At 38.9% G+C, this 18288-nt stretch carries 19 protein-coding genes; 1 reads left to right on the forward strand and 18 read right to left on the reverse strand.

Annotated elements, in window-relative coordinates:
• Positions 1-214: 214 nt before the first annotated feature.
• The 9 genes from recO to yqfC form a co-directional block, all read right to left on the reverse strand.
• On the reverse strand, positions 215-967 hold the full coding sequence (gene recO / locus FHY45_RS16615; RefSeq protein WP_066105218.1) for a DNA repair protein RecO: 753 nt from the start codon (positions 965-967) through the stop codon (positions 215-217).
• Between the two features lie 30 nt (positions 968-997).
• Positions 998-1141, reverse strand: a complete 144-nt coding sequence (locus FHY45_RS16620) for a YqzL family protein (RefSeq protein ID WP_066105219.1) — start codon at positions 1139-1141, stop codon at positions 998-1000.
• A 687-nt stretch (positions 1142-1828) separates the two neighbouring features.
• On the reverse strand, positions 1829-2746 hold the full coding sequence (era, locus tag FHY45_RS16625) for a GTPase Era (RefSeq protein ID WP_066105222.1): 918 nt from the start codon (positions 2744-2746) through the stop codon (positions 1829-1831).
• A gap of 353 nt (positions 2747-3099) precedes the next feature.
• A complete protein-coding gene (locus FHY45_RS16630; RefSeq protein WP_066105225.1) occupies positions 3100-3483 on the reverse strand; it encodes a diacylglycerol kinase family protein in 384 nt (127 codons plus the stop codon).
• Positions 3467-3937: an rRNA maturation RNase YbeY gene (ybeY, locus tag FHY45_RS16635; RefSeq protein WP_066105227.1), complete on the reverse strand. Its 471-nt coding sequence runs from the start codon at positions 3935-3937 to the stop codon at positions 3467-3469. Before ybeY ends, FHY45_RS16630 begins: the two co-directional genes overlap by 17 nt.
• Before the next feature lie 14 nt (positions 3938-3951).
• Positions 3952-6096, reverse strand: coding sequence for an HD family phosphohydrolase (locus FHY45_RS16640; RefSeq protein ID WP_066105230.1), 2145 nt, complete (start codon positions 6094-6096; stop codon positions 3952-3954).
• A 163-nt stretch (positions 6097-6259) separates the two neighbouring features.
• Positions 6260-7231 carry a PhoH family protein gene (locus FHY45_RS16645; RefSeq protein ID WP_139892591.1) on the reverse strand — a complete coding sequence of 324 codons (972 nt, stop codon included), beginning with the start codon at positions 7229-7231 and terminating at the stop codon, positions 6260-6262.
• Between the two features lie 3 nt (positions 7232-7234).
• Complete coding sequence (gene yqfD, locus FHY45_RS16650) at positions 7235-8422, reverse strand: sporulation protein YqfD (RefSeq protein ID WP_139892593.1); 1188 nt, start codon at positions 8420-8422, stop codon at positions 7235-7237.
• A 17-nt stretch (positions 8423-8439) separates the two neighbouring features.
• On the reverse strand, positions 8440-8724 hold the full coding sequence (gene yqfC, locus FHY45_RS16655) for a sporulation protein YqfC (RefSeq protein WP_066105239.1): 285 nt from the start codon (positions 8722-8724) through the stop codon (positions 8440-8442).
• A 405-nt stretch (positions 8725-9129) separates the two neighbouring features.
• Here yqfC and FHY45_RS16660 point away from each other — a divergent pair, with 405 nt between their 5' ends.
• Complete coding sequence (locus FHY45_RS16660; RefSeq protein WP_066105242.1) at positions 9130-9636, forward strand: DUF1648 domain-containing protein; 507 nt, start codon at positions 9130-9132, stop codon at positions 9634-9636.
• A gap of 147 nt (positions 9637-9783) precedes the next feature.
• Here the strand turns inward: FHY45_RS16660 and FHY45_RS16665 are convergent, their stop codons facing one another.
• The 9 genes from FHY45_RS16665 to dnaJ all read right to left on the reverse strand — a co-directional run bounded on the left by FHY45_RS16665 (position 9784) and on the right by dnaJ (position 18139).
• Positions 9784-10335, reverse strand: coding sequence for a hypothetical protein (locus FHY45_RS16665; RefSeq protein WP_066105245.1), 552 nt, complete (start codon positions 10333-10335; stop codon positions 9784-9786).
• A gap of 37 nt (positions 10336-10372) precedes the next feature.
• Positions 10373-11371, reverse strand: coding sequence for a flotillin-like protein FloA (floA, locus tag FHY45_RS16670; protein ID WP_066105247.1), 999 nt, complete (start codon positions 11369-11371; stop codon positions 10373-10375).
• Between the two features lie 31 nt (positions 11372-11402).
• Positions 11403-12719: an NfeD family protein gene (locus tag FHY45_RS16675; protein ID WP_066105250.1), complete on the reverse strand. Its 1317-nt coding sequence runs from the start codon at positions 12717-12719 to the stop codon at positions 11403-11405.
• Positions 12720-12872: 153 nt separating this feature from the next.
• Complete coding sequence (locus tag FHY45_RS16680) at positions 12873-13322, reverse strand: GatB/YqeY domain-containing protein (protein WP_066105252.1); 450 nt, start codon at positions 13320-13322, stop codon at positions 12873-12875.
• Between the two features lie 15 nt (positions 13323-13337).
• Complete coding sequence (rpsU, locus tag FHY45_RS16685; RefSeq protein WP_066105253.1) at positions 13338-13511, reverse strand: 30S ribosomal protein S21; 174 nt, start codon at positions 13509-13511, stop codon at positions 13338-13340.
• 240 nt (positions 13512-13751) lie between these two features.
• Entirely contained in the window at positions 13752-15104 is a 1353-nt protein-coding gene (gene mtaB / locus FHY45_RS16690) for a tRNA (N(6)-L-threonylcarbamoyladenosine(37)-C(2))-methylthiotransferase MtaB (protein ID WP_139892594.1), read from the reverse strand.
• A 5-nt stretch (positions 15105-15109) separates the two neighbouring features.
• Positions 15110-15856 carry a 16S rRNA (uracil(1498)-N(3))-methyltransferase gene (locus FHY45_RS16695; protein ID WP_066105259.1) on the reverse strand — a complete coding sequence of 249 codons (747 nt, stop codon included), beginning with the start codon at positions 15854-15856 and terminating at the stop codon, positions 15110-15112.
• Positions 15857-16057: 201 nt separating this feature from the next.
• A complete protein-coding gene (prmA, locus tag FHY45_RS16700; RefSeq protein ID WP_066105262.1) occupies positions 16058-16996 on the reverse strand; it encodes a 50S ribosomal protein L11 methyltransferase in 939 nt (312 codons plus the stop codon).
• A 21-nt stretch (positions 16997-17017) separates the two neighbouring features.
• Positions 17018-18139 carry a molecular chaperone DnaJ gene (gene dnaJ, locus FHY45_RS16705; RefSeq protein WP_066105265.1) on the reverse strand — a complete coding sequence of 374 codons (1122 nt, stop codon included), beginning with the start codon at positions 18137-18139 and terminating at the stop codon, positions 17018-17020.
• Between the last annotated feature and the right edge of the window lie 149 nt (positions 18140-18288).

Genomic DNA, 18288 nt, shown 5'->3' on the forward strand with positions numbered 1-18288 from the left:
GTTCCACCCTATTTGCCGGTTTTCCGGCCACTTTGTATGCGTTACTCCAGACTGCCTTCTTTGGTTGATATGTTCCGGCTTACACCAGCCCCGGACTCGCTTGGCATATCGTAATCCAAATACTACTTTCCTTCACTGTAACTACATATTAATTTATCTCACATTCTATACAATAACGACCTACATTGTCAATACAATCATATAAAGGAAATGATTAAAAATTCCCTTTAAATTTATTCATTTGATTTAAAAAACGCTTTGCCTTTAATTCTACACCTAAGTACTCGCCATAGTACGCATCCAGGACTTTTCGGATTTCCTGTTTGGTCTCATCTTTAATAGATATGGTACCAAGGCGATTTAAGTCCATGTAATACAAGATACGCAAAATCCTAACGACAGCCGGTGATATCTTAATTTTATAAGGATCAATATGCTCGCATCGATGACATAATAACCCGCCTTCTCTTACAGAAAAGGAAAATGTACCGTCCTGTGCTCCACAATTCACGCATCGGCTTAACTCAGGTCCGAATCCAAAAACGTTTAACATCTTCAATTCGACTATATTCATAATGACTTCCGGATCATATTCCTCATTGATATAATGGAGCGATAAATAAATTAGGTCATATAAGGATGGGTGAGGTTTTCTCTCCTCTGTTCCTTTATCCAGTAATTCAGCGATAAAGGCAGCATAGGCAGTTAAGAAAATATCCTCACGAATGGAACGGAAGGATTCTTTGGTCTCCGCTTGCTGTAATTGACCCAGCCCACGGCTCGCCTGAAATAAATATGTACCATAATGAAACAACTGAGTGACAGCTGAGAAGCGGCTGTTTGGCTTTTTCGCTCCTCTAGCCATCACTCCAATTTTTCCAAATTCTCTGGTATATAACGTAATAATTTTATTTGTTTCACCATAGTCAGTACTGCGAATGACAATTCCTTCGCACTTTGTTAGCACGTCACTCACTCCAATATGACGGCAAGATTATTAAATTATAGGGATTTCCATTTCTTCGTGATCCTCTTTAATCACATCAGGTTGGCCTTCATTCTGTCTTTCAAGTTCCTTAAAAAGAAGATAAGTATCCACACTGCCGGTTTGTCTAAAAACATTCCAGGTAAAGCTAATCATACTTATTCCACCTTTCGTTCATAGAAACGCTAATTGTCTCCCCTTACCTAACATTAGCTTCACCAACCTGAAAAAAATCATGTGATTAAAAATTTACTAATTCCGTTTCCCTATATTGCCGAATAAAATTATTTTTCAATGGAAAAGCCTGAAGGAAGCAGGTTATGAAGACTTGGCCACAGGATGTGGCGTTTTTAGTCTTTGATCCTTGATTCAGACCCTACGTCCTGCTTTTACGCAATTGAGCTTCGACTCCTAACTCCTCGAGTCATAAGGATAGCCACTGCGGAGGCCTACACGATGTTGGTCACAAAGACGTTGCCACACGATGTGGCGTTCTTAGTCTTTGATCCTTGATTCAGCTCCTACGTCCTGCTTTTTATGCAATCCGAGCTTCAGGGCCTAGGAGCTCGAGTCATAAGCAAATACTCTACGGGAGAAAAATCCTCCCTCCGAGTATTCGTCTTATGCTTGTCGCGGGCCTATAGGAAGTAGGTCATGAAGACGTTGCCACAGGACGTGGCGTTTTTAGTCTTCGTTCCTTAATTGAGCCCTTCAGCATCTTGGTTAAAATCGAGCTTCGACGGCTAGGAGCTCAGGACATAAGCATAGCCACTGCGGTGGAGAACCTTCCCCTTCGTGCCTCTGTCTTATGCTCCTCGCTCCTGACCAAGCCGTCTCAGCATCTTAATAATCATCTTCCCTAAATCCAATGTCCCTTAGGTGGGAGGCTTTGTTTCTCCAGTCTTTTTGGACTTTTACCCATAGTTCTAGGAATACTTTGGAGCCTAGTAGGTTTTCGATGTCTGTGCGGGCGCGCTGTCCTATTTCTTTTAGCATCGCGCCTTTTTTTCCAATAATGATTCCTTTTTGGGAATCACGTTCTACAATCACCGTTGCCATAATGTGGACGGTCTCTGATTTTTCTTTTCGCTCAATTTTATCAATCACTACTGCAAGGGAATGTGGGACTTCTTCTCTTGTTAAATGCAGCGCTTTTTCACGAATCATCTCTGAAATAATAAAACGTTCTGGGTGATCTGTTATTTGATCAGCTGGATAATATTGCGGCCCCTCTGGCAAATAAGCATTAATTTGCTTTAATAAAGTTTCTATGTTATTTCCTTCAAGAGCAGAAATAGGAACAATTTCAGCAAAATCGTATTTCTCTTTATACGTATCTATGATGCTGAATAATTCATCGGGATGAATCTGGTCAATTTTATTAATGACAAGGAAAACAGGTGTCTTACATGTTTTTAACTTTTCAACAATAAATTCCTCACCGCGCCCAAAGCCCTCCTCGGCGTTTACCATAAAGAGAATAGCATCAACTTCCTGCAACGCAGTTGAAGCCACTTTCATCATAAAATCACCAAGCTTGTGCTTTGGTTTATGAATTCCCGGTGTATCAATAAAAATGATTTGACTTTCATTTGTTGTTAATACGCCTTGAACTTTATTACGTGTGGTTTGCGGTTTATCGCTCATAATGGCAATTTTTTGCCCAATAACTCGGTTGATAAAAGTCGATTTACCCACATTTGGTCTTCCAATAATAGATACAAATCCTGATTTAAATGGTTTATTAGTTTGATTAGTCATGCATTTCCTCCGGTGTAAGGCTCCGGATAACAGCTCCTGATCTTTCGAATCCTCTTTTGTCACACCTTGTATTAGCTTAAAATTACCTACCGGCAGCTCCACAAGAAGTAACAGGATGATCAGTATCAGCTGCTATCGCCAATTTTTTTATATTTGGTTAATCCATGAGAAAAAGACTGAAAAAATGCTTCTTGCACAGCCATACATAGAATAAGCTGCACTTTTATGTAACAGCAATGAATCAGTCACCTTTTCCGGCATCTGCTTCCAATAGGGTTAGTGCATATATCTTACCGCGCTTTTTACTCAATAATTAAACCTTGATTATCCATATCTTACTTTCTCTTCTTCAATTAAACAAGCATGCTCCAGATCTTAGGCAGAAAAATTATAAAACCGATAATAGCCGAAAGAATAGCATACACCAATACTGCTCCGGCAGCTAAATCTTTTGCTGCCTTTGCTAGCGGATGATATTCTCCTGTTACTAGATCCACCACTTTTTCTATCGCTGAATTAATAAGCTCTAACGTCAGCATACCGCCAATCGCAATAAGGACAAATAACCATTCTATTTTTGTAATAGAGAAGTAAGAAGCCGCTATACAAACAACTATAGCGGCAGTCAAATGGAACTTGAAATTTGCTTCTTTTTTTGCTCCATAGAGGATTCCCTGCCAAGCATAATAAAATCCTTTAAAAAAACGGTACAATGGTTTCTTATCTTGTGAGTCCATACTGTTCCAACAATTCTCTTTGTCGTGAAAACATTACTTTTTCGTCCTCTTCATTCATATGGTCATAGCCCAGCAAGTGAAGGAATCCGTGGATTGCTAAAAAACCAAGTTCACGTTCATAAGAATGGCCATATTCTTCAGCCTGTTCCTTCGTACGGTCAATAGAAATAATAATATCCCCTAAGACTGCCGGAACGTCCTCTCCGATAATTTCAATTTCTCCCTCTCCCATTTCTTCCATAGCAAATGAGATAACATCGGTTGGCGCATCTTTTTGACGGTACTCTTTATTAATTTCATGAATACGTTCGTTATTTACAAAAGTTAGAGAAACTTCGCTGCCTTCTGTCACCTTTTCCTGAATAGCTGCAAATTCAAGCAATTTTGTGACGAGCTCCTGTTGTTCTGGAGTTACTTGCTCCGTTTCATCTAAGATATCAATGGTTAAACTCATTTCTTTCACCTACTCTATTCTTTTTCTAATTCTGGATATTCAATGCGATTATGAAATATACCAGCTAACGTTTCACACAAAGACTGACTTACTTTATTCAATTCCTTAAACGTTAAATCGCACTCATTCAACTGTCCATCATTTAGTCTATCAGCAATTATGGACTTTACAAGCTTTTCGATTGTAGCCTGCGTAGGAGACTTTAAGGATCGCACAGCTGCTTCTACACTATCCGCTATCCCAATAATTGCTGCTTCCTTCGTTTGTGCTTTCGGCCCTGGATATCGGAAGTTTTCTTCCTTAACCTCGCCCCCTGCTTCACATGCTTTGTGGTAAAAGAACTTTAGCAGGGTTGTCCCGTGATGCTGCTCAACAATATCGACAATCTCTTTCGGCATTTTATATTTTTTCACCAACTCAGCACCATCAGTCACATGGGAAACAATAATTTTTGTACTTTTCTCCGGTGATAGATGATCATGCGGATTTTCAATATTGACCTGATTCTCGATAAAATAATACGGTCTCTTCGTTTTCCCTATATCATGATAGTAACATCCAACCCTCGCAAGCAATCCATTGGCTCCAATCGCTTCACAAGCTGCTTCAGCAAGATTAGCAACCATCACACTATGATGATAGGTACCGGGAGCCTCCGTTAATATTTTTCGCAAAAGCGGATGATTCGGATTTGATAATTCAATCATCCTCATAGAAGAGAAAATACCAAACCCTGTTTCAATAAAAGGAAGAATTCCAATCGTAAAGACAGCAGAGATGACCCCTGAGGCAATCGCCGCGACAAGAATCATAATGTGATTAATACCGTTTCCGCCGATCCAGATCAGGCCTAATACCACTATCAAATTAATAATTGCATTAATCATACCTGCTCTTAATATGCTAGTACGCGCTATCCCTTGTTTTAATAGAAGGATTCCCGAGATGCCGCTTACAAGAATATAAATCCCCATCGTCACATGTACAGTTCCCGCTAATTCCTCTTTAAACATTATACTGCCGATAACGGAAAGGACAATAGTTATTCCCACAGCATAGCGCTCTCTCATGAGGATTGTTACAAGCATTGCCGCCATCGCTGCGGGAAAGAAATAAGCGATTGATTCCTGGCTTAACCCAACAAATATATGAATTATCTTCATAAGTAGTAATGCCAGCAGATAAACAATACTGAAGATGAATAGATTATCCCGATAGTCTTCATGTTCTTCGTTTCTGATTGTATTACCAAACATTACATAGACACCAGCAAAAACTAACACAATGACTGCAGCCAATCCAACATACGGAAGAAGGGAATCCTCACTATTCAGAAGACCAACCAGCTTTAATTGGCGATAAACATCTGCGTCAATTAAATATCCTTCCTCGGCAATGATCTGTCCCTGAAGAATCCTGACAGGTTCAACGGATTCACTTGCATTTTCCCTTGCTCTCTCTGTTGACTCAGGATCAAAAAACACGTTTTGAATGATTGCATACCTTCCTAAATCAATCGAAGCAGATTTTAATCGAACAGGGAGACTTGAGTATTTTATCCCCTCTTCGACCTTCATCTTGGCATTTTCCACCTCATTTGCCCTTATGCCATCCTTCATGGTTTCATTAATGCTGGTCATCGTAATATCCTTAGCTATCGATAAGTCAGATAAGGATGATCCCAGTAGATTAATCAATGTTTCATCAGTTAGATCTTTATTAACATTATCAGATAATTTCCCTCTTAAATCAGATACATAATCTGATGGCTTCAAGAGTGTTTGTGCCGTATTTTTCTCATCTTTCTCCACCTCTTGATTTTTCAAACCGGCACTAACCACACTCTCTGCCGATGTATAGATTTCATTTATTAAATTAACTCTCTTTTTCACATATTCTTTATTAACTGTATAAACATCCTCAACACTATTAACTGCTTTTTGCTGCTTTTCTTTTGTTTCGACTGGATCTTCTATTGTCTTCGGAGACCGAATTGTCGTTTCAGCAACATTGTAAAGTTCAACATTAAGTTTTTCCGGTTTAACACTGTCAAACAAAAAAATAAAGGAAATGAACGCCATTAATAAAAGAACACCTATCTGCGAAACTGGTTTGGATACCCAATTTTTAAAAGAGCTGCCTATGGTTTTGAATTTCATACGTTTCCCTTTCCGGCGGAGGATTTTATTTATATATAATTTTCTAACACTTTCTGTAATAATAACAGGTTTTATTGTTCCTTTCACTTACAATTGTAAGAATAACAAATTTATAATAAAAAAAGCCACAGTTGATTCTGTGGCATGTTTCTTAACTTTATTATCACTGTTGAGTTGGTCCAAAATTTTCATATGCCTGAATGATTTTTGCAACAAGCGGATGCCTGACCACATCAGTTTGATCTAGGTGGATAAACTTAATGCCTGAAACATCTTTTAATATTCGTTCAGCTTCCCTTAACCCTGATTGGACACCACGTGGCAGATCTATTTGTGAAGTATCACCCGTAACAACTATTTTAGAGCCAAATCCCAGTCGAGTTAAAAACATTTTCATTTGGGCCTGTGTTGTATTTTGAGCTTCGTCCAGGATTACAAATGCATCATCAAGCGTTCTTCCCCGCATATAGGCTAAGGGAGCTATTTCGATTGTGCCACGCTCAATCAGCCTGGTTGTTTGTTCTAATCCTAAGATGTCATGAAGAGCATCATAAAGAGGTCGTAAATATGGATCCACTTTTTCTTTTAGATCTCCCGGTAAAAAGCCCAAGCTTTCACCTGCTTCGACAGCTGGCCTTGTTAAAATAATTCGTTTAACATGTCCATTTTTCAACGCAGTCACAGCCATAACAACAGCTAAATACGTTTTTCCTGTTCCGGCAGGTCCAATTCCAAATACTAGATCTTTTGCTCTAATAGCAGAGATGTATTCTTTCTGGCCCAATGTTTTTACACGAATTGATTTACCTTTAGCGCTTCTGGCAATTTCCTCATCATATAAATCAGAAAAATACTCCAATGTACCGCTATTGGATAAATTTATGGCATAAACAACCTCACGAGGTCCGATTTTAATTCCTTTTCGTATAATGACTAAAAGCGTTTGCAGAATCTCATCCGCTTTTTCTAAGTTCTCAGGATTACCGGACACACTTATTGTTTCGCCCCTGGAAACAATACTGACTCCAAGCTCGCTTTCCAATATCTTCAGATTACTATCATGTACACCAAATAGTTCAACTGCCTCATTTGGTGATTCCAATTGTAAATTAATCAATTTAGACTTCTCTGACATTCCTTAGTCTCCTTGAATCATCGGTTGTCCGATTGCAATATTTTCTAAAACTTTATAATGTATAGTCATTTTAACTTTACCATTGTCAAGCTGGTTTTTCAAAATTTTTTCATTCAAAATAGTTGCATCATCAGGGGCATTCTTTAGAACATCCTTTTTCCCCATATTCATCGCCTGCTTCTCCGCCTCGATTTTTGTATAGATCCGTGTCACCTTTTCTTTACTGCGATAGATCTTTTTATGAAAGGCAATAGGAACCTCCCACTTCAAAAATTTAAATGTTTTTTCATCCTCTTCCACTTCATATTCTTTGAAGTTATGTTCACCAAATCCCCATATCGGCACATGGGCATTTTCAAAACTTAGACTGTATTTATTTTTAGCATCACCATTAAACACATATAAATTCGTTTCGAGCGGAACCTCCACGCTTGTTTTATACCAGGCTTCACCCATGACCTTTCCTTTAGCTCCTACAAATTTTTGATTATCCTCTTTACCAATAAAACCGCTAACCAGGATTTGCCCCTTGCTGACAACCTGATGCTTTTCTACTAAGCCTTGTCCTCTTTCAACCATCGTTTGGACAATGGTCGCTTTTTTTGCGGAAATGAGATTCACATATAAATCAGCAGAATTCTTTTTAGGCTGCTTTTTTTCAACAACCTGAAAATGAAAGGTCGTCCCTTCCAGCTGTACGCCAATCCAGGTAATGGACGGTACCCGTTCACTGAGCTCCTTTTGTATATCTTCCATATCCCCAACAGCAAACTGGAGCTTCCCAACTTTTATATTCATATCATCCAATTCTTTACTGATTTGATGTTCAATTGCCGGACTGGCTCCTTCTATTTTTATCCCCCAAATCATATTGGATAGAATAAAAATGATCATAAAAAACATCATCACACCGACCACGAGACCACTGTACCTTTTCAGCTTTAAGGCAAAAAAAGGCCCTCCTCTTCTTTCTAAAAAAGAGACCTTACAGCCGCTGTTTCTTACTGCCTTCCTCAATTGAGGAACGTCAGATAGCTTCATATAAAAAACAACTGTTTCTGTGCCCATATTTTTCGCATCCCAAACTTGAATACCCTCTTTAAGCATTCTGTTTATAAATCGTTCTGTACCTTGTCCCTTTATTTTCACTTTAATATAGCCAGTAATAGTATTCGTCCATTGGTTTTTCATAAGAACCTCCTATTAGGTTATTCTTCGAGGAATATAACTTGATCAATTTTCCCTTCAAGTAAGATTTCTTCCGGAAGAATAGTTTTTAATACAAAAGCCTGACCTTTGACAAGGAGTTGTCCGTTCTTAAGCAGCAATCTTAATTCCTGGTCTGAAAATGTAAGTAAGCCTTTATGATTCTCTATGTAAATATGAATTTGACCCACCATCGTAATCCTTGGCAAATCCATCATGATATCCTGGGGCAGGTCCATTGCGGCCGTGACCCACCTCTTCAAACGATACCCCCATGCACGAGCCATAAGGAAACCTCCCTTTCCGCCGGTTAATATCTTCGTAATCGTTACAGGCTGTTCTGTAAAATCACCTCATAATCATACTTATTCGTTAAGAGGTCATTAAATGCTTAATTAAAACGTTCCGTTATCAATAATCTGACGGAGAGAAGACGTTGTTATCATTTATAATCCGATGTACATTCTAACGTTTACTTGATTAGCAAATAGTGTTGTAGAGTTTGATTGGTCAGATTTCATCTGTTTAAATCAATCAAGTAAAAGCTATGACCAATTACCATAGAAAGAATTGGGATTAAATGTTAAAATATTTTGTAAAAGTTAATTCAGACTATTCAATTAAATAACCTAAATCATGTAAAAGTGGACTTTCAACTATATAATTGAGGGTAAATAAAGGAGCTGACCGGAATGCCAAAATCTAATGCAAGACCTAAAATACACATACCGAAAACAAAAAGTGAGAGGATATGGGATACTATTGGTTATTCATGTTATATTGGATCTTTACTTTTTTTAATCTATATTTGGGGTGAACTTCCAGATAAAGTACCAGCTCATTTTAATGCTAAGGGCGAAGTTGATCGTTGGGGTTCAAAACTAGAACTTCTTATTTTGCCTATTATAGGTGCATTTCTTGCTGTATCAATGCATTTTGTCGAGAAATTTCCAGAATCACATAATTATCCTCAACGATTAAACAAAGAGAACGCTAAAGAATTTTATTTAAATAGCAGAAAAATAACAAATCAATTAAAAGCTATTTGTCTCATTATTTTTACATTAATTATTATTGAATCCGTTTCAATCGCGTTAGAATGGGGCGACGGACTTGGAGCATGGTTCTTACCAGTATTAATAGTGGGTGTTTCTATCCCCATCATATTAGGCATAATTAAACAAAGTAAGATTAGATAGCCAAATTCTCGATTTCCCTTATTCTTGATAGACGCCAAACTCTCTGCGTTGATCTATGTAATTCTGGAAAAATTTCATTTTTAACAATAAAAAAACTGCAGACGAAAACTTCAAAAAGTTTCTGTCTGCAGGCACTATAAGTAACTTTTATCTAATCTGTTTCCTTTTTGAACGGGGAGGACCCAATATTTCTGACATAACAAACGCTTCCTGCAGGTTGATATTCCGTACATCAAATCCCTGTTTAGAAGGCTTGACATGTCTTTCTGTTGCTTGTTTTACTGCTTTTTGAACTATTGGCTTGAATTCCCTCGGGACAATTACATCAACCGGGGTTTCCTTTATAACAACCGGCTTCTCAGCTTGCTGTACTTTCTTCTTCTGAGCTTCGTACTGCTCCTTTATTGTTTGAGCAAGAGAGGTTGCTTCTCTTTGCAAATCAGGATGCCCGCTTAATTTCTTTTTAATTTCTCTTTCGCGTTCCTGGATTTTTTTCCGGATATCATCATCCTGTTTCCCCCCAATAGGTTGTGATTGTCCCTTAACAGGTTCACTTTTGTTTTTTGGAGGAGATGTATATTTTCTATTTTGCGTTTCATCAGGCTTCTCTGTACCTTTATCCCTTTGAAAGAACCAGCTTATTAAAGTTATAATCAAAAACAGGATAATGGGATTATCCCATATAGCTCCCATACTCATGGGCAGGACCTCCTTTCCCAGCAATCAGATAGGGAAATTATTCATCATCTGTATTTCGATCATCCTTGTTGGCTTTGCTTATGGATTCTCTCATATGTGTATCAGATGCAAGGTTTTGATAGTTCATATAATCCATAACGCCCATATTCCCCGCTTTGAAAGCTTGAGCCATTGCAAGCGGTACTTCGGCTTCAGACTCAACAACTTTTGCACGCATTTCTTCTACTCTTGCTTTCATCTCTTGTTCTTGTGCAATCGCCATAGCACGGCGCTCTTCAGCTTTTGCCTGCGCAATTTTTTTATCTGCTTCTGCTTGTTCTGTTTGCAGCTCTGCACCAATATTTTTGCCGATATCCACATCAGCTATATCAATAGATAAAATCTCAAATGCTGTTCCGGCATCCAGACCTTTACTTAAGACAGTTTGAGAGATACGTTCCGGATTTTCCAACACAGTTGTATGACTTTCACTGGAACCAATGGTGGAGATTACACCCTCACCAACCCTCGCGATAACAGTCTCTTCACCTGCACCCCCAACCAAACGCTCAATATTGGCACGTACAGTGATTCTAGCCTTTGCTTTAACCTCAATCCCATTAATAGCAACACCCGCAATAAACGGCGTTTCTATGACTTTAGGGTTAACACTCATTTGTACAGCTTCCAGCACATCACGTCCTGCAAGGTCAATAGCTGCACAACGTTCAAATGTCAAATCAATATTGGCACGATGAGCCGCAATTAGCGCATTAACAACCCGATCTACATTACCACCGGCTAGATAATGACTTTCCAGTTGATTCGTTGTTACATTTAGACCTGCTTTTGACGCTTTAATTAAAGGATTGATAACACGGCTTGGAGATACTCGACGCAATCTCATCCCAATCAATGTAAAGATGCTTACTCTCACTCCTGAAGCGATCGCTGAAATCCAAAGCATAACTGGTACAAAAGTGAATAGTACTGCCAATAAAATGATAACTAAAGCAATGCCCACAAGAGCAAAAATAGATGCTGATGTTAATACCATTTGTTTATAACTCCCTTCATACTTCTAATTATTATGAATCTAATGGTCGTACTACTATACGGGAACCTTCTGTTTTAATTACTTTGACATGCGTTCCCTTCGTTACAAAACTACCTTCACTTACCACGTCAATTCTTTCCCCTTCAAGCGAGAGTGTTCCAGAAGGACGCAGGTCAGTGACAAGAACACCTACTTTTCCAACTAAATCATGACGATTAATATTGGAAACATATCCACTCTCCGTATTCGTAGAATCTGTGAGTATAATCCTATTAAAGGCTGTCATTTTCTTTCCAAATACTTTAATTAATATCACACTTGCTATAAATCCTGCAATCAATGCAATTAATATTGCGATTGCCATATGCTCCACATCCCCCGCAGCAAGAAAGAAGCTTGCTATAATTGCCATAAAACCAATAATTCCTACAATACCGCCAGGAAGGAATAATTCCAGTAATAGGAATGCTATTCCAACTATAAATAAGATTAACGGTTCATATCCGGCCAGACCTGATACCATATGTCCATAAAAAAACAATAACAGAGACGTAATACCGGCAAAACCAGGTAAGCCAAAACCAGGTGAATAAAGCTCAACGACAAGACCTATTGTGCCAATCGACAATAAAATAGGAATCACAATAGGATTCGTAAGGAAACGGGCTACTTTATCAGCAAAGCTTTCACCAAATTGAATTAATTCAGCTTTTTCATATCCCAGCGTTTTTAATAATTCCTTTTGATTTCCAACTGTACCTTCACTATAACCAACCTTTACAGCCTGGTTTGCTGTCAGCGTAAGCAGCTCTCCTTTTTCCGCTCCATACTCTGGCAAATCAATATCCTCATCAGCCATTGCTTTAGCATATAACGGATCTCTTCCACTTGATTCAGCAGCCTTTTGCATATTTGCAAGCCAATAGGATTGCGCTTTTTTATCAGCTGCATTACCATCAGATGTTATGACAGCAGCTGCACCCATTGTTGCACCGGGTACCATATAGATCTCATCAGCATTTAAAGAAATAAATGCACCGGCAGATAGGGCTCGGTTATTAACAAAGGCTATTGTTTTTAATTTAGTATTTGCAAATGTTTCACCGATCTCATCTGCTGCATCTACCGCCCCGCCAGGTGTATTAATATCGAATATAATCGCTTCTGCCCCATCCTTCTCAGCGGTTGCTATTGCTCTTTTCAGGAAGTTAGATAGACCTTTTTCCACCTCATTTTGCAGAGGGACTATGTATACTTTATCAGTATTCGCATTTCCTGACGGCGGACCTGCAATTCCAATTAAAAAAAATGCAAAGATGATCATAATTGACCACCATCTTTTCCTCATACCTGTTCACCCCTCCTTTCTTCTCCATTTTTGACGTCTTAATTCATTATACGTTATTTACATGCATAAGTTTCACAATACTTTGATATTCATCATATAATTAATTTACGGGATATAAAAAACCCGCAATTAAAATTGCGGGTTTTAAACGTCTTATTTTGTAAGATTTTGCAGTACAAGTTTATTGACTAAAGATCCATCAGCTTTACCCTTCACTTTTGGCATGACTGCGGACATTACTTTGCCCATGTCAGCCTTGGAAGTGGCATTCGTCTCGGCAATCGCTTGAGTAACAATCGCATTTAACTCATCCTCGGATAATTGCTGTGGCAAATATGCCTCGACAATCTCGATTTCTGATTGAAGCTTTTCGACCAAATCTTGGCGTCCTGCTTTATCAAATTCCTGGAGGGAGTCTTTGCGTTGCTTTAATTCGCGAGAAAGTACGGTTAACTCTTCATCTTCGGATAATTCTTGTTTACCAAGCTTTATTCCTTCATTTTGAAGAGAAGCCTTCACCATTCGGATGACGGAGAGCTTGTCTTTTTCTCTGTTCTTCATAGCTTGTTTCATATCGCTGTTTAAACGCTCAACAAGACTCATTTAAGGGCACCTCTTTTAGAACTTGCGTTTTCTCGCAGCTTCAGACTTTTTCTTACGTTTTACACTAGGTTTTTCATAGAATTCGCGCTTTCTTACTTCCTGCATAGTACCTTGCTTGGAAACTGTGCGTTTGAAGCGTCGAAGAGCATCTTCAAGCGATTCGTTTTTCTTAACGACTGTTTTAGACATCTCTTTCCCTCCCTCCGAGCACAACAACTCTAATTTCCTACACATAGAAGGAAACCATGTACCTTCAAATTATAATATATGTGTCGTTCAAGGTCAACTGTTATTCCTATAATCGTGTAGGTTAATTAAATGATATTTATAATACAGATTTAAACTCTCCAATCTTCCTATCTATATATACCTCATTTTAAAAAAATAAAAACGGGCTGATGCAATCTGCACCAGCCCCACTGCCTAATATTATGAATTAACTACAGCTTGTTCGACCATATCATCCATCACACGGACAAATTGTCCTTCATTGTATGGATATCCGGCTTTTGTAATTTTTACTTTCACAATCTTTCCAACCATATCTTCCGTTGCAGGGAACACGACTTTCAAATAGTTATCTGAATATCCTTGATAGAGTCCTTTTGTCTCTCCATCTTCATATAGTTCCTCTGGAATCACTTCTAGAACTTCATTTTCATAGCTGGAAGCATATTCTTTCGCAATTTGCTCAGATAGTGAAATCAAGCGATGCACTCGATCGTTTTTAACATCCTCATCCACTTGATCTTCCATGCGGGCAGCTGGTGTACCAGTACGTTTGGAATAAGGGAATACATGCAGTTCAGAGAAACGATGATCTTTTATGAAATTATATGTTTCCATAAACTCTTCCTCTGTTTCACCAGGGAACCCAACAATCACATCTGATGTAACCGCTAAGTCAGGAAGTACTTCACGCAATCTTTCCAGTCTTTCTGCAAAGAATTCAGTAGAATACTTACGACGCATACGTTTAAGGACCGTATTAGAAGCTGATTGTATCGGAATATGCAAGTGAGGCACTACTTTATCAGACTCACGCAATACTTCAATCACTTCATCTGTTATTTGAGAGGCTTCAATGGATGAAATACGAATTCGTTTCAAACCTGCCACTTTTTGATCGAGTTCTCTCAATAGCATAGCGAGATTATAATCCTTCAAGTCTTCACCATAACCACCTGTATGAATACCTGTCAGGACAATTTCTTTATAGCCCGCTGCGACAAGCTGCTGAGCTTGACGAATAACTTCCTGCGGATCACGGGAGCGTAGCAATCCGCGCGCCCAAGGAATAATACAGAATGTACAGAAGTTATTACATCCTTCCTGAATTTTCAGGGAGGCACGCGTACGATCTGTAAAAGCAGGTACATCCATTTCTTCATAAACTCTCGTTTTCATGATATTTCTTACGCCATTAATAGGCTGTCTTTCAGTTAAATACGTATCGATATAACCTATTAATTTATCACGGTCCTGCGTTCCAACAACTATGTCCACTCCTGGAATCGCCATAATTTCTGCCGGTGAGGTTTGTGCATAACAACCCGTTACACAAATAACAGCATCAGGATTCTTACGCACTGCCCTGCGAATAATCTGCCGGCTTTTTTTATCTCCTGTATTCGTAACAGTACATGTATTAATAACATAAACATCCGAGCGTTGTTCAAAATCGACTCTTTCATATCCTGAAGCTTGAAACAGCTGCCATATCGCTTCTGTCTCATAATGATTCACTTTACATCCTAATGTATGGAACGCTACAGTTGCCATTCCCTTCACCTCGCTAATTCTAATTGATAAGATATGGCTGACAATGCGTATAAAGGAGCAGTCTCTGTACGTAAAATACGCGGTCCAAGACTGCATGTTTGAAAGCCATTTTCTAAAAGTTGATTCACTTCCGCGGTATCCAAGCCGCCTTCAGGGCCAAATACCATTAAAAGAGACTGCCCTGGTACCATCCCTCTAATTGTTTTCGCCAATTGCGAAGATTCCCCTTGCTTAGCGTCTTCTTCATAAGCAACTAGCTTATAATCATAGCTTTCAGCAAGATCTAACAATCTGCGAATATCTACAGGATCGTAAACACTGGGTATTTCAGTACGATGGGATTGTTCTGCAGCTTCCTTCGCTATTTTCCGAAGCCGTTCTGTTTTCTTTGCAGCTTTTTTAGAATCCCATTTTACAATAGAACGAGTTGCATTAAAAGGGATAAAGGTATTTGCACCCAATTCTGTCCCTTTTTGGATAATCAATTCTAGTTTATCCCCTTTAGGCAAACCGTTCACAATGGTAACTTGAATGGGCAGTTCTTTTGTTCCTTCTATCCAATCAATAATGCGGCCAGTCAGAGCTTTATCTTGAATGGATTCAATTTTGACGATCGCCGTTTTTTTATCAATAACTCCATAAAATGTATCACCTGGATTCATTCGCATGACCCGGGTCATATGGTGAAAATCATCTCCGGTTATCGTTACTTCAAATTGATTTTCTAATTTCTCAATAAAATATCTCTGCATGGCCTGCACCTTTCTATCCTTAAAATCAATAACGCCTAAAGCATTATTGCGGCGGAAAAACGTTTAGGCTCCTGCCTAATAATCCCTTACGAAATTCCGGTCTTCCGCTAGAGTCCTTAACTTAAGTAAGTGGGAGTTTGAACTCCCACTATACTCTAACATCCACCTTGATGTGGTGATTTCACTTAAAACAAGTAAAACTTATAATTTACGAGCTGTAATGGAGACCCAGTCTTCCATTGTCATGACATCCTCAATTACAAGTCCGGCTTTCTGAATAGCTTCTTCCACTTCCCGGCGTTTTTGCTGGATGATGCCGGAAGATATAAAGGTTCCGCCTGGTTTAAGCACTCTGGCTACATCTTCTGTACAACGTACAATAATTTCAGCCAAAATATTGGCTACAACTATATCTGCTTCAAATTCAATTCCTTTTAAAAGGTCATTTTGTTTAATTGTAACTTTATCATGTACCTTATTTAATTTACAATTCACCCTGGCACTGTTCACAGCTACCTCATCCAGATCAAGCGCCAAAATAGACTCGGCGCCAAATTTAGCAGCAGTGATTGTAAGTACCCCTGAACCAGTCCCTACATCAATGACCTTCATCCCAGGTTTGACTGTTTTCTCAAGTGCTTGAATACAAAGTACAGTTGTAGGATGTGTACCTGTGCCGAATGCCATGCCTGGATCCAATTCAATAATTTTTTCGTCTGTATGAACCGGAGTGTATTCCTCCCACGTCGGAACGATTGTGACTTGTTCCGAAATCTTGACTGGATGGTAATACTTTTTCCATGCAGTGGACCATTCTTCCTCATTAACCTCACTGATGGTTACTTTATTATGACCTAGATCGATATCATATTTTATTAGATTATTGATAAGGTCCTTAATGCCATCTACTGTGTCACCAAGGAAACTTGTGACAGGGAGATAAGCTTTAATAAGTACGCCTTCTTCAGGAAAATCAGCAGGATTAAGTTGATAGATTTCTCCGAATACATTCTCCCTTTCACGAACCAATTCAAGCGGATCTTCAATCACTACCCCGCTTGCACCAGCCTCATGTAATATATTCGATATTGGTTCGATCGCTTCATTCGTTGTATGAATACATAATTCGGACCATTTCATTTTCTACCAACTCCTACCTGTTTATTCACCTTTGATTGCTCTTTTAACTTTCGAAAAAAAACCTTCATCATGTTCATCTAATTGTCCTTGACCACTGATTTCAGCAAATTCGCGAATTAATTCTTTTTGTTTATCGGATAATTTGGTTGGCGTTACAACTAAAATACGGATGTGCTGATCACCTTGACCATATCCTCTAACGTTAGGAACACCTTTTCCTTTTAAGCGGAAGCGAGTACCTGTTTGTGTTCCAGCCGGCACTTTCAGTTTCACTTTACCATGCATGGTTGGAACTTCAATTTCATCACCCAATGCAGCCTGTGCAAAGGTAATAGGCATTTCACAGTAAATATCGTCACCATCACGCTCAAAGAATTCATGCGGTCTGATTTGGAACACAACAAACAAGTCTCCCGGAGGGCCGCCATTAATACCAGGTTCACCTTTACCAGGAACACGTAATTGTTGACCATCATCAACACCTGCAGGTACTTTGATTTGAATTTTATTCCGTTTTTTCACAGAACCTTTACCGTGACAGGTAGCACATTTCTGCTTAATAATTTTTCCTGTACCACTGCAATGTTGACATACTCTGCGGTTCACAATTCGTCCGAATGGAGTATTTTGTTCTACATTTAATTGGCCTGTACCATTACAGTGAGAACATGTTTCCGGTTTTGTGCCAGGTTTTGCTCCTGACCCTTTACATGTATCACACTCTTCCTCTTTCGGTATTTCAATGGTCGTTTCTGTACCAAATACAGCTTCATCAAATGATAATGTCATTGTATATTGCAGGTCTGCACCTTGACGGGGAGCATTTGGATCTCTTCTTCCCCCTCCGCCAAAGAAAGAATTGAATATATCTTCAAAACCACCGAAGCCTTCGAAACCAGCTCCGCCTCCACCAAATCCCTGTGTTGGATCTTCGTGGCCAAATTGATCATATCTCGCTTTCTTTTGATCATCGCTTAACACTTCATAAGCTTCCTGGATCTCTTTAAATTTTTCCGTAGCATCTGCTGCTTTATTGAGGTCAGGATGATATTGCTTGGAAAGGCGGCGATATGCTTTTTTTATCTCATCCTTCGAGGCATTTTTGCCAACCCCCAACACCTCATAATAATCCCGTTTGCTCATTCCTCACACTCCTGATTCTATATAATCCGTCGTTTCACATAAAAATCATTGTACCACTTGACTAAGCTGCGGCGCAATATAAACAGAAAATGTCCAATTTGTTAAAAAAAGTCAAAGTCAAGGAGATCCTGACTTTGACTTTTTTACGT

The organism is Bacillus sp. D386 (assembly GCF_006346415.1).

What these genes read in the sequence shown, in the direction of transcription:
- ybeY (WP_066105227.1), bottom strand. Translation starts at nt 3,937, where the DNA reads ATGAGTTTAACCATTGATATCTTAGATGAAACGGAGCAAGTAACTCCA.
- FHY45_RS16660 (WP_066105242.1), top strand. Translation starts at nt 9,130, where the DNA reads ATGCCAAAATCTAATGCAAGACCTAAAATACACATACCGAAAACAAAA.
- floA (WP_066105247.1), bottom strand. Translation starts at nt 11,371, where the DNA reads ATGGTATTAACATCAGCATCTATTTTTGCTCTTGTGGGCATTGCTTTA.
- mtaB (WP_139892594.1), bottom strand. Translation starts at nt 15,104, where the DNA reads ATGGCAACTGTAGCGTTCCATACATTAGGATGTAAAGTGAATCATTAT.
- FHY45_RS16620 (WP_066105219.1), bottom strand. Translation starts at nt 1,141, where the DNA reads ATGATTAGCTTTACCTGGAATGTTTTTAGACAAACCGGCAGTGTGGAT.
- dnaJ (WP_066105265.1), bottom strand. Translation starts at nt 18,139, where the DNA reads ATGAGCAAACGGGATTATTATGAGGTGTTGGGGGTTGGCAAAAATGCC.
- FHY45_RS16675 (WP_066105250.1), bottom strand. Translation starts at nt 12,719, where the DNA reads ATGAGGAAAAGATGGTGGTCAATTATGATCATCTTTGCATTTTTTTTA.
- rpsU (WP_066105253.1), bottom strand. Translation starts at nt 13,511, where the DNA reads ATGTCTAAAACAGTCGTTAAGAAAAACGAATCGCTTGAAGATGCTCTT.
- FHY45_RS16665 (WP_066105245.1), bottom strand. Translation starts at nt 10,335, where the DNA reads ATGAGTATGGGAGCTATATGGGATAATCCCATTATCCTGTTTTTGATT.
- FHY45_RS16680 (WP_066105252.1), bottom strand. Translation starts at nt 13,322, where the DNA reads ATGAGTCTTGTTGAGCGTTTAAACAGCGATATGAAACAAGCTATGAAG.
- FHY45_RS16630 (WP_066105225.1), bottom strand. Translation starts at nt 3,483, where the DNA reads ATGGACTCACAAGATAAGAAACCATTGTACCGTTTTTTTAAAGGATTT.
- yqfD (WP_139892593.1), bottom strand. Translation starts at nt 8,422, where the DNA reads ATGAAAAACCAATGGACGAATACTATTACTGGCTATATTAAAGTGAAA.
- FHY45_RS16695 (WP_066105259.1), bottom strand. Translation starts at nt 15,856, where the DNA reads ATGCAGAGATATTTTATTGAGAAATTAGAAAATCAATTTGAAGTAACG.
- era (WP_066105222.1), bottom strand. Translation starts at nt 2,746, where the DNA reads ATGACTAATCAAACTAATAAACCATTTAAATCAGGATTTGTATCTATT.
- yqfC (WP_066105239.1), bottom strand. Translation starts at nt 8,724, where the DNA reads ATGGCTCGTGCATGGGGGTATCGTTTGAAGAGGTGGGTCACGGCCGCA.
- FHY45_RS16645 (WP_139892591.1), bottom strand. Translation starts at nt 7,231, where the DNA reads ATGTCAGAGAAGTCTAAATTGATTAATTTACAATTGGAATCACCAAAT.
- FHY45_RS16640 (WP_066105230.1), bottom strand. Translation starts at nt 6,096, where the DNA reads ATGAAATTCAAAACCATAGGCAGCTCTTTTAAAAATTGGGTATCCAAA.
- prmA (WP_066105262.1), bottom strand. Translation starts at nt 16,996, where the DNA reads ATGAAATGGTCCGAATTATGTATTCATACAACGAATGAAGCGATCGAA.